The sequence below is a fragment of the Bradyrhizobium sp. HKCCYLRH3061 genome (assembly GCF_051168015.1).
Classification (GTDB): domain Bacteria; phylum Pseudomonadota; class Alphaproteobacteria; order Rhizobiales; family Xanthobacteraceae; genus Bradyrhizobium.
The window spans coordinates 54560-79229 of record NZ_JBNPUE010000004.1; the positions used below are offsets into that span (position 1 = coordinate 54560).

The window sequence follows — 24670 nt, forward strand, 5'->3', positions numbered from 1 at the left end:
AGCCCAAAAATCCGCATCTTCCGCGGCCCCATCAACGTCGAAAAAGCGAAGCGAGAGCACCAATTCCGATCCCGGCCCGCGACGTTTGAGGTGAACGGTAGCGGAACTGGGCATGTTCCGATGCGGCGATTTCGTGCAAAGGCGACAAGCGCATTGCTGTTGGCGATGGCGCCGCCGCCTGCGGTTCAGTCCGAGGAACGGGAAGGTCGGTCCCGGGACTGTATGATCGCCTGAAAGCTCGGCAGTCGTTCGAGATCCTTCAGGAAGTCCGCCGTGAAGGCGCGCGCGCCGTCGCGGTCGAGGTGACCGCCCCCGTCGGCTGACGTATAGGCCGTCTTGGCGGGAATGATGACGTCAGCGCCGAGGGATTGTGCGATCTGCTGCACGCGAAGCGGGCAAAAGCCCCAATAGGGCACAAGCATCAGTGCGGACGTGCCGCCGATGCTGGCGACGAACGTCTTTGCCTTGCCGATTTCATCGGCTGATGCCGGACAATTCTGATCCCGCTTGACGTCGATGCTGGGATTGTGAGTGTCGTCGAGATAATGGGGCATACGGTCGAGATACAGGTCGCCGCTGCCGATGTTTCTCCAGAGCTGCAGGCCTGGTCCGGGCAGCAGAACGGAGACGATCGGGGCCGGCAGGTGCGAGGCGAGATACTGCTGAATGCGCCATCGGGTGTTGCGGATGACGACCGTGAAGTAGCCCTTCAGCCGGTTGTGACGAACCACCTGCGCGGCGGAGCCGGAGCCCGACATTCCCTGATCTTCGAGCTTGACGTCGAAGAAGTTGCCGTCCTTGTCATCCGCGTTGAGGATCCAGAGCTTCGGCTTGAGCTGCCAGCGCGTGACGACGCGGCGCAGAAATTCGCCGCTCGCGTCGCCGGCCGACCCCATGTTGTAGATCTTCACCCCATGCTTGCGTTCGAAGGTCCGCAACTGCGCCGGATCAAAGCCCCACAGCACCATCGAATGACCGAGCAGGATGATGTCGGCTTGGCGCGCGTGCTCGATCGATTGGCCGATCGCATTGTAGAGAATGTCGCGGTCCTGGATCTCCCTGCTCATCCAGTCGCCATAGTTGCGGTAGAATCCATAATCGCCGTCGAGCGGAATCTGTCCGAGATGATCGATCTTCGAGAGCGGGCCTCCGATCGCCAGGCTGAGCGCGGCAAGACCGAGGACGGTCGCGATCGCGGCGCTGATCAGCGTGCTGAGATAGCGCGTGATGGCGGGAGAGGATGTCAGCCCCGTCCAGATGGACGCGCGTGCGATCTGTGACATGGCGTCGTCAGCGGTTCGATGGTCCGACACGTCTGGCTCCGGCGAGCGTCAGAACTGGAAGTAGAGGAACTGCGTGCCGTCGCCGGCGAGCAGGCTGACGAGCAGCGCTGCCGAGCAGACCAGAGACGCTGCCACGGCCCAGCCGGTGGTCGGACGCCATCGCAGGTCGACCAGGCTCCAGCCCCGCGGATTGGTGTAGCTGTTGAGGCCGACATGCCAGCGTTCGAACATGGTGTTGACGTTCGGGAGCAGCAGGCAGGCTGCGTAGCCCGCGACCACGGCTCCGAGCGACAGCCAGGTCACGGTGGTGGTCGGCGAGATCTGGTCGTTCAGCGATGCTCCCACCATGGCGCGGAGCACACGGCCGGCGATTCTGGGCGTCTCGGCGCGGAAGAACACCCATGCGATCACCACGGCCAGCTGCGTCATCACCAGGGCCGCTGCGAGGTACCAGATGCTGGTCACGTGCCGCTGCAGCACGGCTGAGCGGCTGACGGTCTCGCGCCACAGATGGTTGACGATCAGATAGCCGCCGTGAAGCGCGCCCCAGATCACGAACGTGAAGCCGGCGCCGTGCCAAAGGCCGCCGATCACCATGGTGAGGAACAGGTTCAGGCGGCGCCGGCTGGCGCCGTGACGGTTGCCGCCGAGAGGAATGTACAGATAATCCCTGAGAAAACGCGACAGGGTGATGTGCCAACGGCGCCAGAACTCGATGATGCTGCGGGATTTGTAGGGCGCATCGAAATTGAAGGGGAGGCGGATCCCGAACATCAGGGACAGTCCGATCGCCATGTCCGAATAGCCGGAGAAATCGAAGTAGATCTGCAGCGAATAGGCCAGGGCGCCGCCCCAGGCATCGATCGCATGAAGATGAAACCGGCTGGCCGTCTGGAACACCGGATTTGCGATCAAGGCAAATCCGTCCGCGATCACCGCCTTCTTGAACAGTCCGATGATGAAGATGGTGAGGCCGGTGGCGACGCGCTCGGCCGAAAGGCTCTTGCTCTCGTCCGAGCCGAATTGCGGCATCATCTCCCTGTGGTGCAGGATCGGTCCGGCGATCAGATGCGGGAAATAGGTCACGAACAGGGTGTACTTGACGAAACTGCGCTCGGTTGCAACGCCGGCATGGACGTCGGCGAGATAGGCCAGCTGCGTGAAGGTGAAGAACGAGATGCCCAGCGGCAGCGCGATATCCAGGTGCGGATGTCGCGTCCGCGTGATCGCATCGAGGATGTCGATGCCGAAATTGGTGTACTTGAAGAAGGCGAGCGCCAGCAGGTTCGCAGCAACGGCCGTAGCGAACAGCCGGGTACGCGCCGGCTTGGACGTCTGTGCGGCGATCAACAGTCCAAGGACATAGTTGACGACGATCGACGTGACGATGATCGGAACAAAACCGATGTCCCAATTGGCGTAGAACACGAGCGAGGCCGCGGCCAGCCAGGCCAGGCGCGGAGTCGGATCGGCAAACTGACGCCCGATAAGAAAATAGCCGGCGAAGGTCAGCGGCAGGAACAGGAAGATGAACTCGAATTGGGTGAAGAGCATGTCGCAGGCCAAGGCAGCACGGGGCGGGGACCGTATCAACTCTGGCCGGGGCTGCCAAGCATTGGGGGATCAGCCATCGATGAATGTCCCCGGAGCCAAGGATCCGCTTGGGAAAACGTACGGAGACTGATAGCAGTCCTTCTCGATCGAGCGAAGGGGGCGCGGATTTTGGGGCGTGACGTTGCGAAAGCCGGTGAGATGGCGCGGCGGCCGTATCTCGACGGCTTGCGGGGCAGCGCCGCCTGCATCGTGTTTTTCGGGCACCTCGTCCTGGCCGTCTTCCCGGGAATGGTGAGTTTTACGCCGGCCGAGATTCACTTTCCCGCGGAGACGTGGCTCGGGGTTTCTCTCCTCAGCTGGATCTGGAAGGGATCTTTCGCCGTCTGCATTTTTTTCGTGCTGAGCGGCTACGTGCTGGCCGGGTTCAGCCAGGCGACGACGCTCAGTCTTCCGGCTCAGATCGTGCGCCGTTACCTGCGGCTCGCTGTGCCGATGCTGATGACCTCGGCCATCGCGTGGGCCATCATGGCCGCGGGACTGATGCGCAATGTCGAGGCCGCGCATCTGGTGACCCACAGCGATTGGCTCGCAATGTGGTACCAGGGATTCGAGCCGAGTTTCTGGGGCATGGCGCGCGAGGCGCTGTATGACGCGTTTCGCAACGGGCGCGCCGACTACAATTCCAACCTCTGGACCATGCGCATCGAGCTGATCGGATCGGTTACGATCTTCCTGGCCTATGCGTGCATCCGCAATCCCGCGGTGCGGATCATGGCCGCCGCGCTTTATCTCGCGTGGAGCTACGATTCCTACTATGCATTGTTCGCATTCGGCGTCCTGTTCTACGAGTTGGAGTGGCAAGTCGGGGCGGTCGTCGCCCGCTGGCTCCCCTCAGACCGAGGCCGAGAGTTCCTGGCCGCGATCGTTTTCATGATAGGTCTCTACTTCGGAGCGTACTCGCACACTCCGGACGCAATGGTCGCGCCCTGGCATCCCTTTTTCCCGAGGAGCCTGCCGACGACGGCATCGCACATGGTCGGGGCCGTGATCGTGGTGGGAGCGCTTCTCTACAGCCGCAGCCTGCAATCGATGTTTGGCAGCGCTTTTGGCCGCTATCTCGGGAAGCTGTCGTTCGTTCTCTATCTGATCCATATCCCGATCATCTGCAGTGTCACGGCGGGCACGGCCTTGGCGCTCCGCGACCTGCCGTATGGTGTCACCGCGGCGATTGCGATCGTGGTGACCGTGGCGCTGGTCTTCACCTTGTCGTCGCTGCTCTACCGCACGATCGACGTCCACACGACGGCACTGTCCGTTCGAACCGGAAAGCTCTTAGACCAATGGTTTCCGGATTGCAGCAAACGGTCGGCAGCACCGAACATCGCCTCGCCCTAGAGCGACCGATCCCGGACCCCGGGATCAGGTCGAACCGCATCAGGCCGGATCCAGCAAGTCGCGGCCGTGCTTGTCGAGGAAGTGGCTGCTCGGCAGGGACGCACCGTAGAATCCCGGATTGGTCAGGGAGGCGCGCCAGCGATCGATGAGCGGGGATTGCCGCTCCTGTCCGCAGGCGATCTCCTGGACCTCCCTCACGGTCTGAAGGATTTCGTCGGGGCTGTTGTCGCTGAGCGCAAGTCCGGCCCTCGCCAGCGATTCGTGGGTGGGAAACGCCCAGCGCCAGCGGTCGGAGGTCTGATCGCGCTGGCTCAGCAGCCGTCCGTCGGCCGTCCGGATCGGCTTGAGGGCAAACCGGGTCCGTTCGGTCCACAGCAGGCCGATCGAACTGATGCAATTGACCAGCGCTGACGGCACGTCGAAGCTGGTGGCGACATAGGCGAAGCCGGACGTCGTGCCGATGAACAGGCGCGCGTTGCGGACCAGATGCAGATCCATCAGCGGCGATCGCGCATCGGAGCGCGCATAGTCGATCACGCGGGCCATCTTTGGGAGCGGGGGGACGTTCGGTCCGCCCATCCGCACCACCCAGCCGCCCTGAGCCGTGATGTCGTTGATCGCCTCGAAATAGTTGGACAGGCCGGCGTTGCGCACGGTCTCCCCGCTTCCGCTGCGTTCACCCCGTGTCGCCGCATCGCGCATGTGCAGGCAGACGTACCACTCGCCATCGGCCATGCCGAAGGTCCGCCGGAACGCCTGCATGGCGGAGGCGGCCTCGTCCGAATGCTGGAACTTGCGATCATAGGCATCCCGCATGGGGAAGCCGAGACCGCGGTCCGACCATTCCTTGAGTGCGACGGCGCCCCAATCGTTCCAGTAGCCGACGGGACGCTCCTTCGAGCCCCAGAGCTGATGCGACACACCAAAATACTTGGTCAGCGCGCAGAGCTCGGCCCACACGGCCGTGCTCATCCCGTCCTCGAGAACGAGCGTCGGACAGCGTTCTTGCAGCAGCTCGAAGTAACAGCGGTTGGCGATCTTGCTCGCCTCCGTGGCCAGCAGGGGCGAACCGCTCCACCAGCCCATGTCCCGCATCCTCAGATGGACGTCGAGATGGCCCATATGTCCGATCAGCGCCGACCAGTCCGGCGAGATCAGCTTGAGGTCCTCGAACGCGATCTGACGCGCTTCGAGAATTCCCGCGAGCTCTTTCGAGGGGCGGGGCAGATCGCGGCTCAGCCGGGCCTGGAGCTGCATCGAGCGCGCGCCCAGTTGCGGGACCTGCTCGCCGCGACCGTCATGATAGACGAGCAGCAGCAGCTTTCTGAGGGCGAAGAACAGCCACCCGCCGACCCGGCTGCGCTCGTGAGAATCCAGCTCGTCCAGCCGTTCGATTGCGTCTGAGAGGGCGCGATCGCTCTCGTAGATCGAATCGTCGGGGACCGCCGCCCTGTAGTGCTCCTGGGCAAGCCTGCCGTGGAACTCGAAGTGGCGAAGGATGCGGCCGGTCGCCTCGCGGTAGGACGTCCCTGAGCCAAGCGCACGGGCGGGGCCATATTCGACGATGTCGCAGACGGCACCGTCGATCATGGCGCTGTCGAGCATGAAGCGCGCGGTCTCGGACAGGCCGGGGACGCGGGTCAGCAGATTGCAGAACGTCCGATAGCGTGACGACGGCAGCGTGAAGAACTGATCGAGACCCTTGTTTCCCGTCGTCGATCGCCAGAGCAGGAAAACGAGCGTGCTGACGACGGAGGGGCATTTTCCGAAGACGAACTGCGCGATACGGAGCTTGTAGGTGGCGCCACGAGACGCCCCAGGAAACAGAACCGAAGTCATTGAGCGGATTTTTCCAGGTCGCGGATGCCGTCCTTGAAGATTTGGGGCTTCATCGCCCGGGCCAGATAGGTCGATCCCGGGACGGTGAGATGACCGGTGTCGAAGGCGGTGAGGTCGCCGGGAGCATCGCCCACGCGCGTCAGGCAGCCGGACCGGTCGCACATGATGTCGAGGGGAGAGATGAACTCGACCTTCAGCCGCGCCGCAATGGCCTTCAGCTTTTCGTTCTGGTCCTGGCTCGGGAACAAGCGGAAGGTCGTGCGTTCGGGCAACAGCGGATGGGTCGGATCCTTGAGGTAGTAGTCCACGAGGTTCTGCGGGAGGCTCCGGCCGCGCCAGGACGGAACGAGGCCGACGATGACGATGCGCTTCACGCCCGCATCCCGGAGCCTGCTCACCGTCCGCTCCAGCATCGGCTCGACGCCGGCCAGATCCACCATCCAGGTGGAGTGCAGGAGAACGATGTCCGGCTGGATGTCGGCGATCTTTCGGACCACCTCCTCGTTGGCGCCGGTGCAGAAGGGGCGCAAGGGCTGGACGAAACCGAGAGCGGGCGGGCAGGCGCTTGCCGTGAGCTCCGCGAGGCCGAACTCATACTCGCGCTGCAACGCCTTCATGCCGGGATAGAGCGCGGCGGCATAGGAGTCGCCCCACAGCAGCACCAGGGGCCGGCGACGGTCGGCTGTGCACTCCGCCCCGAACTGGCTGGCGTCCTGCTCCGGGAGCAGCAGGCAGCTTCCGCGCCGCCAGTGCACGGACGTCTCCTCGCCGCGATTCGCTGCAACATAGGCCCGGACCTTCTCCGGCAGACGGCCTTCGAAGCCGTTGCCCCACACGGCCACGCCCCCGGCAATTCCCAGCAGCGCCATGGATGCGGCGAGCGCGATGATGCGCCTGCGGCCGAACGGCTGGAACCGGATGGGGAATTCCACGAAACGATAGGTCAGCCACGCCAGCACGATGCTCGCGGCGCCGATCGCGAGCAGAACCGGCGGGTGGAGGACGTCATCGCTGGTCAGCCGCGCATAGGCGATCAGGGGGTAGTGCCAGAGATAGAGCGGATAGCTGATCAGGCCGATGAACACGAAGGGACGGCTGCCAAGCACCCGGCGGTTGAACATCGAGCCGGGAGCCGAGATCAGCAGCACGGCGCCGATCACCGGCAGCAGCGCGGCGTATCCCGGGAAGGGCATGCGGCTCGTGAGGCTGAATGCCGCGGCCAGGATGAGGACGACACCGAACGTCGCTCGAATGTCGCTGGCGATCTTCGGCAGGGTGCTCCGGCGGGCAGGGTCCCAGACGATCGCGGCGAGCGCGCGATCGATGCGATCATGGGCCGCGATCAACGATGGCTTCTGCAGCAACTGGCCAACAAACACGATCGCGGCGCCGGCCGCGAGCTCCCAGGCGCGCGACAGGGGAAAATAGAATGCCCAGTCCGGATGCTTGTAGACGATCGCGATGTTGAGGACGAACGACGCTGCGAAGATGATGCTGACGAACGTCGTCAGATTGAGCCTGGACCGGTAGGCCGCGGCGAGGATCAGCGGCCAGCCGATGTAGAACTGCTCCTCGACGCCCAGCGACCAGAGATGCAGCAGCGGCTTGTTCTCGGCGGCGATGTCGAAATATCCGATCTGCTTCAACAGTACTAGATTGGCCGAGAACGTCGCGCCGCCGAAGGTCGTCTGGCCCAGCGACACGAGCTCCTCGGGCGAGAGCACCACGCATCCGACCGCGAAGGTGACCGCCAGCACCAGGACGAGCGCCGGGAAAATCCGCCGGATGCGCCGCTGATAGAAGGTCAGGATGCTGTAGGTTCCGAGCTGCAGGCTGGAATATAGGATCGAGGTGATCAGGTAGCCGGAGATCACGAAGAAGATGTCGACTCCGACGAACCCGCCGCGCACCGCTTTCGGAAACAGGTGATAGACGAGGACCAGCATCACAGCGATGCAGCGCAGCCCGTCGATGTCCGGTCGGTAGCTCGTATCGATGCTGACGTCGGTGCGCTTCGTGGTCTGATCGATCGGTCTCATCGCCGGGCTTTCACGCAAGAACGGGCTCTATTGGCGCGCCGAAGACGAAGATCGGATCGGTATGCCTGCTCGCCATCACCGGAACTTCGTCTTCGAGGCAGGACGACAACGAAGCCGTGAAGGGCACTTCGATGCCGAGGTTCGCGAGCCGCGGTGCATGCAGACAGAAGCGAACTTCGGAATCGGAGCACGCAAAGATCACGAAACCTGGGCGGTCCGTATGAATTTCTGCCTCACCCCATAATGCATTTTTGCGGGGCGCGATAGTTGGCTCTGTTCGCCATATTGTGTTTTCACAACCGCCGTGCAAAACCTCCTGTGCGGAGGCCCATCGGTCGATCGATGCGCCAGAGGCTGGTCTTGGTCAGCTTCGCACCCCCAGGAATCCGGGAAGATCGAGTCATGTGCGGCATTGCCGGTCTTTTCAGTCCCGGTGGCGCCGATGACGGCAGGCTGAGCGGCACGGTCGAGCGGATGACGACGGCTCTCGTGCACCGTGGACCGGACGCATCGGGCACGTGGACGGACGCGCGGCATGGCGTCAGCTTCGGTCAGCGCCGCCTGGCGATCCTCGACCTTTCCGAGGCCGGCGCGCAGCCGATGCACAGCGCCTGCGGGCGCTACACCATCACCTTCAACGGCGAGATCTACAATCATCTGGCCATAAGGGTCGAGTTGGAAGCCTGTGGTGCCGCCCCGAACTGGCGCGGGCATTCCGACACCGAGACGCTGCTCGCCGCGGTCAGGCAGTGGGGCCTCGAACAGGCGCTGCAACGCCTCATCGGCATGTTCGCGTTCGCGCTCTGGGACGCAGAGACGCGCCGCCTGGTGCTGGCGCGCGATCGTTTTGGCGAGAAGCCGCTGTTCTATGGCTGGAGCGGCGCCGATCTGGTGTTCGGCTCGGAGCTGAAGGCATTGGCCGCGCATCCGTCCTGGTCGCCGTCGCTGGATCGCGCGGCGCTGACGGCGTTCATGCGCTACTCCTACATCCCGGCGCCGGCCACGATCTGGCGTGGCGTTCGCAAGCTGCCGCCCGCATCGTTCGTGACCATACCCGCCGACGCTGTGCCGGGGATGTGGCCGGAGCCGCGGCCCTACTGGTCCCTGCGCGATCGGGTGACGGCGGCCCAAGGCGACCGCATCGGCAGCGAACGGGAGGCGATCGATCGGCTGGAGCTGCTCCTCGCGACCGCGGTGAAGCGCCAGTGCCTTTCCGACGTGCCGCTCGGCGCGTTCCTCTCGGGCGGCGTCGATTCCTCGACCATCGTCGCCTTGATGCAGGCGCAGGCGAGTTTGCCCGTGCGCACGTTCAGCATCGGCTTCGCCGAAGGCGGCTACAACGAGGCCGAGGACGCCCGCAAGGTGGCGCAGCATCTCGGCACCGACCATACCGAACTCTATGTCGACGCGCGGACCGCGATGGATGTCATCCCCGCGCTGCCGCGCATGTACGATGAGCCGTTCGCCGACTCCTCGCAGATTCCGACACATCTGGTGGCCCGGCTCGCGCGCCGTCACGTCACAGTGGCGCTGTCAGGCGATGCAGGCGACGAGATGTTTGGCGGCTATAACCGGCATGTTTGGGGGACCGCACTCCAGGCGCGGCTCGCGCGTTTGCCGATGCCGCTCCGGCGCATGCTCGGGGCCGTTCTCAGCGCGGTTGCGCCCGAGCCGGCCGACACCATTCTCAACGCGCTGCAGCCGGTGTTGCCGGGCCGGCTGAAGCTGCGGCATGCCGGTGACCAGGTTGCCAAGCTCGGCAGGATCATCGCTGCTGACGGCTTCGATGGACTGTATCGAACATTGTGCTCGATCGATCAGGATCCCATCGCGACGGTCGTCTCTGGCGAGGAGCGAGTGGCATGGGCCGGAACGGAGATGCGCCAGCTATCCGCTGCGGTCGATCCGCTGGACCGCATGACGCTCGCCGACTCCCTCAGCTATCTCAGCGACGACATCCTGCAGAAGGTCGATCGCGCGGCGATGGCCGTGGCGCTGGAGACGCGCGTTCCGTTCCTCGACAAGGACGTCGTCGAGTTCTCGGCCAGGGTGCCCGCCGGCATGAAGGTGCGGGACGGCCGCGGCAAATGGCTGGTTCGGCAGGTGCTGTATCGCCACGTGCCGGCTGAGATGATCGATCGGCCGAAGACGGGGTTCAGCATTCCGCTCGACGCGTGGCTGCGCGGGCCGTTGAAATCCTGGGCATCGGATCTGCTGTCGCCGGAGCGGCTGAGGCGGCAGGGTCTGTTTGATCCGGTGCGGGTGACGCGCATGTTCGACGAGCACGTCAGCCGCCGCCATAATCATTCCTATTGGCTGTGGAACGTGCTGATGGCGCAGGCCTGGCACGACGAATGGGTCCGCGCCGCTTAGAGCATGATCCGGAAAAGTGGAAACCGGTTTTCCGAAAAGATCATGCTCAAACAAAGAGATGAGATCATGATGCGATTCCGTGGAATCGCATCATGATCCAGGTCAGTCTTCGACCGTAGCGGGAACCGCGAGGCGGCCGGCGCCCTTTTCGGCGCTGAGGATCCACACCAGCCCACCCATGCCGCCGACGATGAAGTAGACCGCGCCGAACAGGATCGAGACGACGGTGCCGTCGGCAGGCGCCAGGCCGGCATAGCCGAACGCGACCATCATCGTCGCCTCGCGCACGCCCCAGCCTGCGATCGAGATCGGCAGCATCGTGATCAGCATGATCGGCGGGGTCAGAAGGAACAGTTGTTCGAACGCGGCGGGCGCCGCGATGGAGCGCACGGCGCACCAGGCGATGACGACCGCCAGCACATGGATCGACAGCGACAGCACGGCGATCTTCGCAGCGGTGCCTGGGCCGAAGATCACCTTGTTCGCGATCACCGAGCAGGCATAGACGTGCCGCGTCGGCCACCACGCCTTCATCCATTTGGCCGGCAGATAGCCGATGGTGAGGAAGCCGACGCCGGCGGCCAGCGCCGCCGCGTCGACCAGCACCAGGGCCAGCCGCCCGTGCTCGTCGGCGATCATGCCATAGCTCCACGGCAGGCTCGCGACGATGATCAGTGCCAGCGCAATGAAGCCGACGGCGCGGTCGGTCAGGATCGAGTAGCTGGCTGCGCGCCAGCCGGCGCCGGTGCGCCCGATCAGCCACAGACGCACGGCGTCGCCGCCGATCGAGGACGGCAGGGTCTGATTGAAGAAGGCGCCGATCATGTTGTAGCGGAACGCCTGCATGTCCGTCAGCGGCGCGCCGCACAGCGCCGAGATCTCGCGCCACCGCAGGGCACCGATGAAGATCTGCACCAGCGTGATGGCCACCGCCAGTCCGATCCAGCCGATGTTGATCTGGCTGAGCCGCTCACGGATCGCCGCAAAGTTGATCCCGCGCAGAGCGAGATACAGCAGAGCCAGCGACACCACGATCCGGAGGAGAAGAATCAAAAACGCACGCATGCCAGGCTGGCTTCGCTCTTGGTTGAAACGCTCCAAGCCGAGTGCGATACGCGCAACTCCCGTCCTGGCAAGGCTGGACCCCGGGTCCAGGGGGAGCCGTAGCCGCCCCTTGCGGTCCTGATGCCCCGGTGGCTAAACAGTCGCAGGGGTGGCGTCAATGGCCTCCGAAACGACCGGAATATCAATTTATGTCTCATGGCCGGAAGATTGCGGTGATAGGCCTTGGCTATGTCGGCCTGCCGGTCGCGGCTGCGTTCGCGCGGGCAGGCTGCCCGGCGATCGGGTTCGATATCGATGCGGTCCGGGTCGCGGAGCTGAAGGACGCAAGGGACCGGACCTGCGAGGTCGATGCGGCCGATCTGCGCCGGCCGGGCCTGCGCTTCACCAGCGAGCCGGATGATATCGCGACTGCCGATTTTTTCATCGTCACCGTTCCGACCCCGATCGACAACGCAAGGCGGCCCGATCTCGGCGCCATGCTGGCCGCGACGCGCACGGTGGGAGCCGTTCTGAAGCGCGGCGACATCGTCGTCTACGAGTCGACCGTATACCCGGGCGCCGTCGAGGAAGACTGCGTCCCGCTGCTGGAGAGCAGCTCGGGGCTGAAGGCGGGGACGGATTTCAACGTCGGCTATTCGCCGGAGCGCATCAATCCCGGTGACAAGACGCATCGCTTCGAGACCATCACCAAGGTGGTCTCGGCACAGAATCCGCAGACGCTCGCGATCGTCGCCGCCGTCTACGGCTCGGTCGTCACCGCTGGCATCCATCGCGCGCCCTCGATCAAGGTCGCCGAGGCGGCCAAGGTGATCGAGAACACCCAGCGCGACCTCAACATCGCGTTCATGAACGAGCTGTCGCTGATCTTCCAGGCACTGGAGATCGATACCGGTGACGTGCTCGCCGCCGCCGCCACCAAGTGGAACTTCCTGCCGTTCACGCCCGGCCTCGTCGGCGGTCACTGCATCGGCGTCGATCCCTACTACCTCACCTACCGCGCCGAGAAGGCGGGCTATCATCCCGAGGTCATTCTGGCGGGCCGCCGCATCAACGACGAGATGGGCCGGCGCATCGCGCGCGAATGCATCCGCGGCTTGCTGCGGCGGAAGGGCCGGGGTGGCCTCGTCACCATTCTCGGCATGACGTTCAAGGAGAACGTGCCGGACATCCGCAATTCGCGCGTGATCGACATCATCAGCGAATTGCAGTCGTTCGGCGTCGAGGTGCAGGTCGCCGATCCACTGGCCGATGCTGCGGCCGTGCATGAGGAGTACGGCATCGGCCTGACGGCGATCGAGGCGCTGCGTCCGGCCGACGCGGTCGTGCTGGCCGTGTCGCACGATCGATATCTCGCCGGAGGCTGGCCTCTCGTACAGGGCCTGCTGCGCGAGGAGAGCGGCCTCGTGCTCGACGTGAAGATGAAGCTCGACCGCGCGAGCAAACCCGCCGCCATCGAACTGTGGCGACCCTGACGGAGCGACCATGGCTGATCATCCCATCCTCGTGACCGGCGCCGCCGGGTTCATCGGATTTCACCTGTCGCAGCGGTTGCTCGCCGACGGACGCCAGGTCATCGGCATCGACAACGTCAACGCCTACTACGATCCGAAGCTGAAGGAAGCGCGTCTCGACATTCTCAAGAGGCAGCCCGGCTTCACCTTCCACAAGCTCGATCTGGTCGACCGCGCCGGCATCAAGGCGTTGTTCGCTCAGCATCGCTTTCCAGCCGTGGTGCATCTCGCCGCCCAGGCCGGCGTGCGCTACTCGCTGGAAAATCCGCACGCCTATGTCGACGCCAATCTCGAAGGCTTCATCAACGTCCTCGAAGGCTGCCGCCATCATGGCTGCGAGCATCTGCTGTTCGCCTCGTCCTCATCGGTCTATGGCGCCAACACCAAGCTGCCGTTCTCGGTCAGGGACAATGTTGATCATCCGATCAGCCTCTATGCGGCGAGCAAGAAGGCCAACGAGCTGATGGCGCATTCCTACAGCCATCTGTACCGGCTGCCGGCGACCGGTCTGCGCTTCTTCACGGTCTACGGTCCCTGGGGCCGGCCCGACATGGCCATGTTCATCTTCGCCAAGGCCATCCTCGCCGGACAGCCGGTCAAGCTGTTCAATCATGGCCGCATGCGGCGTGATTTTACCTATGTCGACGACATCGTGCAGGCCATCGTCCGCCTGCTCGGCCGGCCGCCACAGGGAAACCCGGATTGGGACGGAAACAGGCCCGATCCGTCGAGCAGCCGGGCGCCATGGCGGATTTACAATATCGGCAACAATCATCCCGAACAGCTGATGGACGTGATAACGCTGCTGGAGAAGGAGTTCGGGCGGCCAGCCATCAGGGAGATGCTGCCGATGCAGCCCGGCGACGTCGAGGCGACCTACGCGGATGTCAGCGACCTCGAGCGCGACATCGGCTTCCGGCCGGCGACCTCGATCGCCGACGGCATTGGGCGTTTTGCAAAATGGTACCGCGAGTATCACGGGATTTGACGGATTGATTTCATGACCGGACGCATCATTCCTCTCATCATGTGCGGCGGCGCCGGAACCCGGCTGTGGCCGGCCTCGCGCGAGGTCAGGCCGAAGCAGTTCCTGCCGCTGTTCGGCGCCCGTTCCACCTTCCAGGATACGCTGCTGCGCGTCTCCGATGCCGATCTGTTCGAGCGGCCGATCATCATCACCAACCTGGCCTATCGCTTCATGGTGCTGGAGCAACTGGCCGAGATCGGCATCGAGGCCGACGTCCTGCTGGAGCCGATGCGACGCGATTCAGGCCCGGCGATCGCCGCCGGAGCCGCCTTCGCCCAGTCGCGCCATCAGGATGCTGTCGTGCTGGCGCTCGCGGCCGATCACGTCGTTCGTGACACCCCCGCTTTTCTCGCGGCGTGCCGCCAGGGGCTCGCTGCCGCCGAGGCCGGCCGCATCGTCACCTTCGGCGTCAATCCGGAGCGCGCGGCCACAGAATACGGCTACATCAGTCCTGGCGCGCCGGTATCCGGGGAGGTGCGGGCGGTCGCGAAATTCGTCGAGAAGCCGGACCAGCCGACCGCGGAGCGCTACATTCGCGAGGGCTATCTCTGGAACAGCGGCAACTTCATGTTCCGCGCGTCGGTCCTGCTCGACGAATACCGCAAGTTCGATGCCGACAGCGTGCAGACGGTCACCAACTCCGTTGCCAAGGCCGGCCGCGACCTCAGCTTCATCATCCTCGACTCCGACGCCTTCGCCGCGGCCAAGCCGATCTCGATCGACTATGCCGTGATGGAGAAGACCGAGCGTGCGGCCGTGGCCCCGGTGTCGTGCGGCTGGTCCGACGTCGGCTCCTGGCATGCGGTCTGGGAATTGTCCGACAAGGACGGGCAGGGCAACGCCGCGCGCGGCACCGCCGTGTTCGAGGATTCCCGCAATTGCAACGTCGTCACCGACAAGGCGCTGGTCGCACTCGAAGGCGTCGACGATCTCGTCGTGGTGGCGGCGCAGGATGCCGTGCTGGTGTCGCGCCAGCGCGATGCCAACGGCTTGAAGCGGCTGGTCGCCAAGCTCAAGACCGTCGCGCCGGAGGTCACCGAGGCGCACATCAAGGTGCACCGGCCCTGGGGCAGCTATCAGTCGGTCGACAATGGCGAGCGCCACCAGGTCAAGCGCATCATCGTCAAGCCCGGCCAGCGGCTGTCGCTGCAGAAGCACTATCACCGGTCCGAGCACTGGATCGTGGTGCGCGGCGCGGCGCGGGTCACGGTGAACGAGACCGTTCAGACCGTGCATGAGAACGAATCGATCTACATCCCGATGGGCGCGGTGCACCGGCTGGAGAACCCGGGCAAGATCCTCTTGGAGCTGATCGAGGTCCAGACCGGGTCCTATCTCGGCGAGGACGACATCATCCGCATCGAGGACGATTACCGCCGCGAGTAGGGCGGGGTCTCGCCGCGAATCACGCGAGCCGTGCTAGACAGCCCCGGAGTCGTCCGCCGGAGAGCTTCCTTGCAAAGCACGATCGGATCGCGTGCGTTCCAGAACGCGCGCCTGCAGAAGAAGAACCGCAAGCAGGCCGACGGCCTGCTGCCGAAGGCCGTCGAGGCCTACCGGGCTGGCCGGCATGCCGATGCCCAGGCCATCTGCGGTCAGGCGCTGGCCCTCGTGCCCGATCATTTCGACGCGCTTCACCTTCTCGGCGCCTCCGCGCTCGACAGCGGCCGGCTCGACCTCGCCGAGCAGGCCCTGACCCGCGCCGTCGCGGTGGAGCCGCGCAATGCCGAAGCCCTTGCCAATCTCGGCCTCGCGCTGTTCAGCATGAAGCGCTACGAGGAGGCGCGCGCGGTGCAGGAGCGCGCCGTCGCGCTCAAGCCCAGTTTCGCCACGGCGCTGACCAGCCTCGGCAACACCCTGATGAACATGCAGCTGTTCGCGCAGGCGATCGAGGTGCACGACCGCGCCATCGCGCTGAAGCCCGATTTCGCCGACGCCTACTGCAATCGCGGCATGGCGCAACTGCTCCTCCTGCGCAACGAGGAGGCCCGGCAGAGTTTCGACCGCGCCCTGGCGCTGGCGCCGCGGCACATGCAGGCGACGTTCGGCAAGGGGTTGGTCAGCGTCAACCTGCGGCACCTCGAGCAGGCGCTGGCCGCCTTCAACGCCGCGCTTGCCATGAAGCCGGGGACGGCGGCCGTCATCGCGCAGCGTGGCCGGCTCTATGTGCAGATGGGACGGTTCGCCGAGGCCGAGGCCGATTTCGATGCCGCGCTGGCGATCGACCCCGGGCTCGAAGCGGCGCTGCTCGGCAAGGCGCATGTCTGCGTGCTCACCGAGCGGATCGCGCCAGCGATGCTGGCCTGCAAGCGGGTGCTGGAGCAGAATCCGGCGTCGGAAGTCGCGCTGATCTGGCTCGGCACGTGCCTCGCGAAGCAGGGCGACACGGCCGGCGCCATCCAGCACTTCGATCGCGCCCTCGAGATCAAGCCGGATTTCGAGGATGCGATCATGAAGAAGATCTTCGCGCTCGATTTCTATCCCGGCGCCGACGTCGCCCTGCATCAGGCCGTCCGCCGCGAATGGTGGGAGCGGATCGGTGCGCATATCCCGCAGCGCCAGCTTGCCGCCATCGACCGCGATCCGGATCGCCGCATCACGGTCGGCTATGTGTCGTCCGACTTCCGCAGCCATTCGGCCGCGCTGACCTTCCTTCCGGTGCTGCGCCATCACGACCACGCGGCGTTCAAGGTCATCTGCTACTCGTGCTCGCCGCTGGTCGATTCCGTCACCGAGCAGTGCAAGGCTGCAGCCGATGGCTGGATCGAGGCCTCTCAGTTGTCCGACGATGAACTCGCCGATCGCATCCAGGCCGATCAGGTCGACATTCTCGTCGACCTCTCCGGTCATTCGGCCGGCAACCGGCTCACCGTGTTCGCCCGCAAGCCCGCGCCGATCCAGGTCACCGCGTGGGGCAATGCGACCGGCACCGGCCTGCCCACCATGGACTACTTCTTCGCCGATCCGGTGACGGTGCCGGCGGCAGTACGGCCGCTGTTCGCCGAGCAGGTCTACGATCTGCCGGCACTGATCACCACGGATCCTCTGCCGGACGCGCAGCCGACACCGCTGCCGATGTTGCGCAACGGCTACGTCACCTTCGGTGTCTTCAACCGCGTCGACAAGATCTCCGACGAGGTGCTGACGGTGTGGTCGGCGCTGCTCCGGGCGCTGCCGGACGCCCGCGTCGTGATCAAGAACGGCGCGCTTGAGGATGCATTCCTGCGCGACACGCTGATCGCCCGCTTCGCCGCGCACGGCGTCGGCGAGAGCCGCCTTACGTGTCTGGGCGCGTCGATGCGCCATGAGCACATCGCAGCGTTCGCCAACATCGACATCTCGCTCGATCCGTTCCCGCAGAATGGCGGCGTCAGCACCTGGGAATCGCTGCAGGCCGGCGTGCCCGTGGTTGCCAAGCTCGGCAGCAGCGCGGCGTCGCGGGCCGGCGGCGCGATCGTCAAGGCGGTCGGGCTCGACGACTGGGTGGCCGAGGACGACGAGGGCTACATCGCGATCGCCGTGCGACACGCGGCCCAGCCGGCCGAGCTGGCTCGGCTCCGCGCCGAGCTGCCGGCGCGGGTGGCCAACTCCGCTGCCGGCAATGTCGAGACCTACACGCGCAAGGTCGAGGAAGGCTATCGCCAGTTCTGGCGCCGCTATTGTGCCGCCGGCGGCTGAGCGCCGTCCGCAGTACGCCTGTTCTGTCGATCTACGCGTCACTCCGGAGGCCGTCTTTTGGCAAGCGACGTCGGTTCCCGCGCGTTTCAGAATGCGAGGCTGCAGAAGAAGCATCGCAAGCAGGCCGATGCGCTGATGCAACAGGCCGTCGCCGCTTATCGCGGCGGCCGTCGCGCCGAGGCGCAGGCGGTCTGCGGCCAGATCCTGGCGCTGCTGCCCGATCATTTCGATGCGTTGCATCTGCTCGGCGTGACGGCGCTCGACGGCGGACAAATGGAGATGGCCGAGCAGGCGCTCATCAAGGCCGTCGAGATCGAGCCGCGGAATGCCGAGGCGCTCTCCAATCTCGGTCTGGCGCTGTTCAACCGCAAGCGCTTCGAGGAGGCGCGCAAATGCCAGGAGCGGGCAATCGCGCTGAAGCCGAATCTGCTCGTGGCGATCACCGGCCTCGGCAACACGCTGATGCGGCTGGGGCGGCCGGAGGAGGCGATCGCCGCGCATGACCGGGCGATCGCGCTCAAGCCGGACTATGCCGACGCCTATTGCAATCGCGGCATGGCGCTGCTTCCGCTCGCCCGCAATGCGGAGGCCAATGCGAGCTTCGATCGCGCATTGTCGCTCAACCCGCGCCACATGGAGGCGATGTTCGGCAAGGGCCTCGCCAGCATCAATCTGCGCCATTCCGACGAGGCGCTCGCGGCGTTCGACGCCGCGCTTGCAATCAAGTCCAATGCCGCGCAGGTGCTGGCACAGCGCGGCCGCCTGCACCAGCAGGCCGGACGGTTCGAGCGGGCCATGGCCGACTTCAAGGCCGCCCTGGCGCTCGATCCATGGCAGGACGTGGCGTTGCTGGGCTTCGCGCAGCTCAGCGCCATCAAGGACAATATCGCGCCGGCGATGGACGCGTGCCGCAAGGTGCTGGAGCTCAATCCGGCCTCCGAGGTCGCCTGGACCTGGCTCGGCGAATGCTTCTGCAAGCAGGGCGATCTCGCAACGGCCTTGCAGCACTTCGAGCGTGCGCTCGAGATCAAGCCGGATTTCGGTGATGCGATCACTGCCAAGATCTTCCTGCTCGACTTCATGCCGGACACCGACTTCGCTCAGCACCAGGCGGCGCGCCGGGAATGGTGGACCAGGATCGGCAGCAAGATCGTGCGCCGGCCGCCGCCGGTCCGCGACCGCGATCCGGAGCGGCGGCTGACCATCGGCTACGTCTCCTCCGATTTCAGGAATCACTCGGCTGCGCTGGTGTTCCTGCCCGTCCTGCGCCACCACGACCATCAGGCGTTCAAGGTCGTCTGCTACTCCTGCTCGCCGCTGCAGGATGGCATGACCGAGCGCTGCCGTTCCGCCGCCGACCTCTGGGTCGACGCCTCGCAGATGTCCGATGAGGAACTGAGCGATCGCATCGAGGCTGATCAGGTCGATATCCTCGTCGACCTCTCCGGCCATTCGGCCGGCAACCGGCTGCCGGTGTTCGCGCGCAAGCCGGCGCCGGTGCAGGTCACCGCGTGGGGCAGCGGCACCGGAACGGGGCTTCCGACCATCGACTACTTCTTCGCCGATCCGGTGACCGTGCCGGAGACCGCGCGTCCTCTGTTTGCCGAGCAGGTCTACGACCTGCCGGCCGTCATCACCACCGATCCCTTGCCGGGATGGCAGCCGACGCCGCTGCCGATGCTGCGCAACGGCTACGTTACGTTCGGCGTCTTCAACCGCATCGACAAGATCTCCGAGCCCGCGCTCGCGCTGTGGTCGCGGTTGATGGGCGCGCTGCCGGACTCGCGGATCATCATCAAGAACGGCGCGCTCGACGAGCCCCTGCTGCGCGATGGCCTCGTGGCTCGGTTCGTGGCGCATGGCATCGCCGAGGGGCGCATCACCTGCCTCGGCCTGTCGACGCGCGATCAGCACATCGCGCAGTTCGCCGCGATCGACATGTCGCTCGATCCATTCCCGCAGAATGGCGGCGTCAGCACCTGGGAGTCGCTGCAGGCCGGCGTGCCCGTCATCGCCAGGCTCGGCCACGGCGCCGCGGCGCGGGCCGCGGCCGCCATCAACACGGCGGTCGGGCTCGCAGAGTTCGTGGCGGAGGACGATGACGGGTACATCGCCATCGCCCTGAAGCATGCGGCGCAGCCCGCGGAGCTGGCGAAGCTGCGGGCGCAACTGCCGGCGATGGTCGCGAACTCCGCCGCCGGCAATGTCGAGACCTACACGCGCAAGGTGGAGGAGGGCTATCGTCTGTTCTGGCGCCGTTATTGTGCCTCCTCCTGATCGTGGCGGCTACAGCCGCGCTGCACCGACGATGCGCCCGTCCGCCGCTTCGAGAATCACCGCGGCATCCTCGCCCTCGGGCATCGGTTCGGTCAGGCGCAGCGCGCTGCCGCTCCAATCTGCCAGCGGGCGCACCGAGCGCACCACGTTCAGCTCCTCCAGCGTGCGGCCGCCATTCTCGCCGCGGCGGATCGACGTTTCATGCCGATGATCGAAGCCGACCAGGAGCAGGCGTCCGCGTCCTTCACCGCCGCCGACCTCGACCGTGAGCTTGTCGCCATTGCGTGCGAGCTTGAGGCGCGCCGCCGTCGCGCTCGCGCCTCTGGCGCGATCGATCGCAGGTCCGACCTCCGCCCGGTTGGAGCCGACATGGCTCGTCGTGCCGTCGACGACGATCTCCGGCGTGTAGGAGCCGTCGCCGAAACGGCTGCCGTAGCGGGCCTGGCGATCGGTGGCGGCCGGCAGCGAGAACGGGTCCTTCCAGCCCAGCCGGTCCCAATAGGTGACGTGAAAGGCGAGCGGCAGCACGTCGCGGCGCTGCCGCACCATTTCGTTCAGATAGGCATTTGCAGGCGGGCAGGAGGAGCAGCCCTGCGAGGTGAACAGCTCGATGACGACGGGCCGATCCGTTGCGGCGGCCGATGGCGACCACGGGGCAAGCGATGCGAGCAGCACGGCGAAGGCGGAGGCGTGGCGGAGCGAGGCGAGGCTGAGGGGCATGGGTGTTCTCCCGCGTTGTGACGTGATCTCCTTCGCTGGCGGGAGCCATCGCGTTACCTCCTGCCGCGGCCAACACGCAGGCGTGAAGACGCATCCACCGTTACTTTCGCGACCTGTCGTGACGCGTGAGCAGGGCGCCCGCCACACCTGAAGCGCATCGCGCACGCCATTCAAAAGACAGCGTTTTTCGTCCGTGCCGGATGTAACTTTCTGAATCAAATCGTGTCCTGAAAAGGCTTTCCGCATTCGCCTCGCTTCGAGCGGCATGCTAGGAGAGCTTCGACCGGTGATTTGCAGTTCGTTAACCGTTGCGGCCAATCCGTGACGTCGCAAGCCGGGGGCATTGATGGGGTCGATGACATGAGTTCCAAGGGGGCGGGCCACAAGGCCGAGCTGAGGCAGGCGCTGCGCGTCGGCGTGATCGGAGCCGGCGTGATGGGCAGCAATCATGCCCGCGTGCTCGCCGGACTGCCCGACGTGCATCTGGTCGGCGTGGTCGATCCGCTGCCCGCGCATCGCAGCCGCGTCACCGAGCTTGCGAACTGCCCGACCTTCGAGAGCCTCGACCAGCTCGTCGCGGAGGGCGTCGACGCCGTGACCATTGCGGCGCCGACGCATCTGCATCATGAGCTTGCGCTGGCCTGCATCGCGCGCAAGGTTCACCTGATGGTCGAGAAGCCGATCGCCTCGACGGTGGACGAGGGCAGGGAGATCGTCTCGGCCGCGCATCGCGCCGGCGTCACCCTGATGATCGGCCATGTCGAGCGCTTCAATCCGGCGGTGGCCGCGATCAAGAAGGCGATCGCCGGCGAGGACATCCTGTCGATCGCGATCACCCGCGTCGGCCCGTTCCCGCCGCGCATGTCCAATGTCGGCGTCGTCATCGATCTCGCCGTGCACGACATCGATCTCATCCGGTGGTTCACCGAATCCGACATCATCGAGGTGCAGCCGCAACTGTCGAGCGCGGTGGCCGAGCGCGAGGACATCGCGCTCCTGCAATTCCGCACCGCCTCCGGCGTGCTCGCCCACATCAACACCAACTGGCTGACGCCGTTCAAGGCGCGCAACGTGACGGTGGCGACGCGCGGCAAGTACATCATGGGCGATCTGCTCACCCGTCAGGTCACCGAGTGCTTCGGCTTCAAGCCGGACGGCAGCTACTCGATGCGTCATCTCCCGGTCGGCCATGACGAGCCGCTGCGCGCCGAGCTGATCGCCTTCCTGCATGCGGTGCGCTCGGGCACGGCGCCGGCCGTCACCGGCGACGAGGGCGTCGCGAGTCTGGCGATCGCCACGCAGTGCCTGGAGACGTCGAGCCATCGTCCGGCCGAGGCGGCTGCCACCAAGCGGCGCGCCGTGGCCGGCTAGCCGCCCAGGCCTCCGCTTCACCCTCATTTCCGTTTCCGAACCTTTGTCAGAGCTCATGAACCAGCACCTGCGTCATCAGCCCATTCCGTTCATCGACACCGCCGCGCAGCGCCAGCGGCTCGGCAAGTCGCTCGACGACGCCGTCGCCCGCGTGCTCGCGCATTGCCAGTTCCTCGGCGGCCCCGAAATCATTCAGCTCGAGGCCGAGCTGGCGGCGTATTGTGGCGCCAAATACGCGGTGAGCTGCTCCAGCGGCACCGACGCGCTGCTGATGGTGCTGATGGCCCAAGGCATCGGCCCCGGCGACGCGGTGCTGTGCCCGTCCTTCACATTCTGCGCGACCGGCGAAGCGGTGGCGCTGACCGGCGCCACGCCTGTCTTCGTCGACGTGCTGGAAGACACCTTCAACATCGATCCGGCCTCGCTCCGCCGCGGCATCGCCACCGCGAAGCGGCTCGGCCTCAAGCCGAAGGCCGTGATCCCGGTCGATCTGTTCGGCCAGAGCGCCGACCATGATGCGGTCGCCGCGATCGCGGCGGACGAGGGCCTGTTCGTGCTCGACGACGCCGCGCAGGGCTTTGGCGCCAGCTACAAGGGCCGCCGCATCGGCACCTTCGGGCTCGCGACGGCGACCAGCTTCTATCCGGCCAAGCCGCTCGGCTGCTTCGGCGACGGCGGCGCCATCCTCACCGACGATGCCGGCCTCTTGGAGCGCCTGCGCAGCGTGCGCGCCCATGGCGGCGGCAGCGACAAATACGACAACGTCCGCCTCGGCCTCACCGCGCGGCTCGACACGATCCAGGCGGCGGTGCTGCTCGAGAAGCTCAAGATCTTCGACGACGAGATCGCCGCGCGCAATGTCGTCGCCGAGCGCTATACGGCGGCGCTGGCCGACGTCGTGAAGGTGCCTCGCCTGGTCGACGGCTGCACCTCGGTCTGGGCGCAATACACCATCCGCCTGCCCAAGGGCGTCGACCGCGACACCTTCGCCGCCGCGTTGAAGGCGCAGGGCATTCCGACCGCGATCTATTATCCGAAGTCGATGCACCAGCAGACCGCCTACCGCATCTTCCCGAGCGCCGACGGCGGCCTGCCGGTCAGCGAGCAGCTCTCCAGCGACGTCATCAGCCTGCCGATGCACGCCTATCTGGACGAGGCGACGCAAGGGCGCATCATCGACGTCGTGCGCGGCGCACTGGCCTGAGGTCTTACGCATCGTCGCGCATCTCCGCTGGCGGCCCGACCGGCCGCAGCGTGTATGAATGATCTGTCCCACCGGCAGCTCCAACAAACACTGTCGTCCCGGCGAACGCCGGGACCCATACCGCGTGATGTCTGGAAGGGGCAGGCGGCCCGTTCCGCGCGCCCCATCGGCTGCACGGCGTATGGATCCCGGATCGGCGCCCGCCGCCGCTTCGCGTCGGCAGGCTTGTCCGGGACGACAGCGGAGTGCGTGGTGCGCCTGCCCGCCAGCGTCGCAAGTGCCGACGTGCGACCGGCATGCTCACTGTCATTGCGAGCGAAGCGAAGCAATCCAGGGCTGCGCGTGCGGTCCTGGATTGCTTCGTCGCTTCGCTCCTCGCAATGACGGTGGTGAGACATGTGTTCACCTTCTCGCGGCGCATCTGGCGTCCGAGCTTTGCTGTTCGTCATGCCCTCTCCTTAAAAGAGGGCACGGGGAATGCCGGGCGCTGGCCGCACCCATGGCCCGCCTGCGGAAAAAAATGCAGGCGGCAGGTACCACAGGTTCAGCCGAGACATCCCGGCATTCCCCGCGCGATGGTTTTGACGGCTGCTTCGCGTTCTCCCCGGTGCTCCGGGCTTTTTGGCCACCGTTGCCCGCGCGGCGCGTGAGCGCCGACGCGAACGTGACACCAGCGTCGGGGTGTCAGGACCATGCGACTTGACCGTGCGCATCAATGCCGTTCGTCGGCGCGGCCAAGCCACGCTGCAACATCGACACGCCCACCGCATCCCGCCTCAACGTCCGTGACGACCGCGAAGCGCCCCTCTGATCGAGACGGGACGACGCACTATACGCATGGTTTCTGATAAAAAGAAAGGAGAATATTCTTCCTAGGCGAGTGGACAGGAGGATGTGCTTGGGCCGGCTCGCGAAATGAGTTTTTGGGTGGTGGTCCGAACCGCGCGAATCGGAAGACTAGCGCGTAGAGGGATGAGCCCAGCGTAATCCGCCATCTTGGCGCTATTTTCGACGATCTGGGTGACATTCGTCGATGTGTTCGAACCGAACGCGGCGGATGACGCTGCGCTCATCCGCCCTAGAAGCTGACTTCCGACGCGGCGGACTACGCTTCGCCAACCAACTAATCCGTCCATGGCCGAAACGCCCACGTCGCAAAAGCGCGCTCGTCGACTAGTAAGGATGGGGCGGCGATCTATGCCCGTAATGGGAGATTGTCGGACTCTAAAATTCACGGTCGTGCTTAAATTGAGCAATCGCGAATCGGTTGCAGCAGCGCGAGCCTCAACCATGTCGAAGCCCACCACTCCTTGCGTTTTTTGCGGGAAACCCGG

The 24670-nt window shown here is 65.5% G+C and carries 15 protein-coding genes; 9 read left to right on the forward strand and 6 right to left on the reverse strand.

The features are described 5' to 3' along the window. Positions 1-185 precede the first annotated feature (185 nt). A complete protein-coding gene (locus ACQR2C_RS09585) occupies positions 186-1283 on the reverse strand; it encodes a hypothetical protein (RefSeq protein ID WP_434880995.1) in 1098 nt (365 codons plus the stop codon). A gap of 48 nt (positions 1284-1331) precedes the next feature. Then, positions 1332-2837, reverse strand: a complete 1506-nt coding sequence (locus tag ACQR2C_RS09590) for an MBOAT family O-acyltransferase (RefSeq protein ID WP_434880996.1) — start codon at positions 2835-2837, stop codon at positions 1332-1334. 198 nt (positions 2838-3035) lie between these two features. Between ACQR2C_RS09590 and ACQR2C_RS09595 the strand changes: the two genes are divergently transcribed. Further along, complete coding sequence (locus ACQR2C_RS09595; RefSeq protein WP_434880997.1) at positions 3036-4232, forward strand: acyltransferase family protein; 1197 nt, start codon at positions 3036-3038, stop codon at positions 4230-4232. A 39-nt stretch (positions 4233-4271) separates the two neighbouring features. Here ACQR2C_RS09595 and ACQR2C_RS09600 read toward each other — a convergent pair whose 3' ends face one another. Both ACQR2C_RS09600 and ACQR2C_RS09605 read right to left on the reverse strand, forming a co-directional pair. After that, positions 4272-6071 carry a TIGR04372 family glycosyltransferase gene (locus ACQR2C_RS09600; RefSeq protein WP_434880998.1) on the reverse strand — a complete coding sequence of 600 codons (1800 nt, stop codon included), beginning with the start codon at positions 6069-6071 and terminating at the stop codon, positions 4272-4274. Next, positions 6068-8110, reverse strand: a complete 2043-nt coding sequence (locus tag ACQR2C_RS09605; RefSeq protein ID WP_434880999.1) for an acyltransferase family protein — start codon at positions 8108-8110, stop codon at positions 6068-6070. Before ACQR2C_RS09605 ends, ACQR2C_RS09600 begins: the two co-directional genes overlap by 4 nt. Positions 8111-8512: 402 nt before the next feature. On the opposite strand from ACQR2C_RS09605, the gene asnB reads away from it, so the two are divergent. Further along, the gene (asnB, locus tag ACQR2C_RS09610) at positions 8513-10483 is read left to right on the forward strand and encodes an asparagine synthase (glutamine-hydrolyzing) (protein ID WP_434881000.1); all 1971 of its coding nucleotides are present in this window, start codon (positions 8513-8515) and stop codon (positions 10481-10483) included. 102 nt (positions 10484-10585) lie between these two features. Here asnB and ACQR2C_RS09615 read toward each other — a convergent pair whose 3' ends face one another. Continuing rightward, positions 10586-11548, reverse strand: coding sequence for a lysylphosphatidylglycerol synthase transmembrane domain-containing protein (locus ACQR2C_RS09615; RefSeq protein ID WP_315805308.1), 963 nt, complete (start codon positions 11546-11548; stop codon positions 10586-10588). A 188-nt stretch (positions 11549-11736) separates the two neighbouring features. Here ACQR2C_RS09615 and ACQR2C_RS09620 point away from each other — a divergent pair, with 188 nt between their 5' ends. From ACQR2C_RS09620 to ACQR2C_RS09640, 5 genes are all read left to right on the forward strand, one after another. Further along, positions 11737-13020, forward strand: a complete 1284-nt coding sequence (locus tag ACQR2C_RS09620; RefSeq protein ID WP_316183398.1) for a nucleotide sugar dehydrogenase — start codon at positions 11737-11739, stop codon at positions 13018-13020. A gap of 10 nt (positions 13021-13030) precedes the next feature. After that, on the forward strand, positions 13031-14047 hold the full coding sequence (locus ACQR2C_RS09625; protein WP_316218704.1) for an NAD-dependent epimerase: 1017 nt from the start codon (positions 13031-13033) through the stop codon (positions 14045-14047). 12 nt (positions 14048-14059) lie between these two features. Then, complete coding sequence (locus tag ACQR2C_RS09630) at positions 14060-15472, forward strand: mannose-1-phosphate guanylyltransferase/mannose-6-phosphate isomerase (protein WP_316218705.1); 1413 nt, start codon at positions 14060-14062, stop codon at positions 15470-15472. A 69-nt stretch (positions 15473-15541) separates the two neighbouring features. After that, on the forward strand, positions 15542-17764 hold the full coding sequence (locus ACQR2C_RS09635) for a tetratricopeptide repeat protein (RefSeq protein ID WP_434837826.1): 2223 nt from the start codon (positions 15542-15544) through the stop codon (positions 17762-17764). 57 nt (positions 17765-17821) lie between these two features. Further along, complete coding sequence (locus tag ACQR2C_RS09640) at positions 17822-20041, forward strand: tetratricopeptide repeat protein (RefSeq protein ID WP_434881001.1); 2220 nt, start codon at positions 17822-17824, stop codon at positions 20039-20041. Between the two features lie 9 nt (positions 20042-20050). On the opposite strand, the gene ACQR2C_RS09645 is transcribed toward ACQR2C_RS09640, so the two are convergent. Continuing rightward, positions 20051-20761, reverse strand: a complete 711-nt coding sequence (locus ACQR2C_RS09645; protein WP_434881002.1) for a DUF1223 domain-containing protein — start codon at positions 20759-20761, stop codon at positions 20051-20053. A gap of 360 nt (positions 20762-21121) precedes the next feature. Here ACQR2C_RS09645 and ACQR2C_RS09650 point away from each other — a divergent pair, with 360 nt between their 5' ends. After that, positions 21122-22132: a Gfo/Idh/MocA family protein gene (locus ACQR2C_RS09650; protein WP_316183697.1), complete on the forward strand. Its 1011-nt coding sequence runs from the start codon at positions 21122-21124 to the stop codon at positions 22130-22132. Between the two features lie 55 nt (positions 22133-22187). Beyond that, on the forward strand, positions 22188-23336 hold the full coding sequence (locus tag ACQR2C_RS09655; RefSeq protein WP_434881003.1) for a DegT/DnrJ/EryC1/StrS family aminotransferase: 1149 nt from the start codon (positions 22188-22190) through the stop codon (positions 23334-23336). Positions 23337-24670: the final 1334 nt, after the last annotated feature.

Coding starts and splice junctions, on each gene's coding strand:
- ACQR2C_RS09620 (WP_316183398.1), top strand. CDS start 11,737: ATGTCTCATGGCCGGAAGATTGCGGTGATAGGCCTTGGCTATGTCGGC.
- ACQR2C_RS09615 (WP_315805308.1), bottom strand. CDS start 11,548: ATGCGTGCGTTTTTGATTCTTCTCCTCCGGATCGTGGTGTCGCTGGCT.
- ACQR2C_RS09605 (WP_434880999.1), bottom strand. CDS start 8,110: ATGAGACCGATCGATCAGACCACGAAGCGCACCGACGTCAGCATCGAT.
- ACQR2C_RS09595 (WP_434880997.1), top strand. CDS start 3,036: ATGGCGCGGCGGCCGTATCTCGACGGCTTGCGGGGCAGCGCCGCCTGC.
- ACQR2C_RS09585 (WP_434880995.1), bottom strand. CDS start 1,283: ATGTCACAGATCGCACGCGCGTCCATCTGGACGGGGCTGACATCCTCT.
- ACQR2C_RS09655 (WP_434881003.1), top strand. CDS start 22,188: ATGAACCAGCACCTGCGTCATCAGCCCATTCCGTTCATCGACACCGCC.
- ACQR2C_RS09650 (WP_316183697.1), top strand. CDS start 21,122: ATGAGTTCCAAGGGGGCGGGCCACAAGGCCGAGCTGAGGCAGGCGCTG.
- asnB (WP_434881000.1), top strand. CDS start 8,513: ATGTGCGGCATTGCCGGTCTTTTCAGTCCCGGTGGCGCCGATGACGGC.
- ACQR2C_RS09630 (WP_316218705.1), top strand. CDS start 14,060: ATGACCGGACGCATCATTCCTCTCATCATGTGCGGCGGCGCCGGAACC.
- ACQR2C_RS09625 (WP_316218704.1), top strand. CDS start 13,031: ATGGCTGATCATCCCATCCTCGTGACCGGCGCCGCCGGGTTCATCGGA.
- ACQR2C_RS09590 (WP_434880996.1), bottom strand. CDS start 2,837: ATGCTCTTCACCCAATTCGAGTTCATCTTCCTGTTCCTGCCGCTGACC.
- ACQR2C_RS09600 (WP_434880998.1), bottom strand. CDS start 6,071: ATGACTTCGGTTCTGTTTCCTGGGGCGTCTCGTGGCGCCACCTACAAG.
- ACQR2C_RS09645 (WP_434881002.1), bottom strand. CDS start 20,761: ATGCCCCTCAGCCTCGCCTCGCTCCGCCACGCCTCCGCCTTCGCCGTG.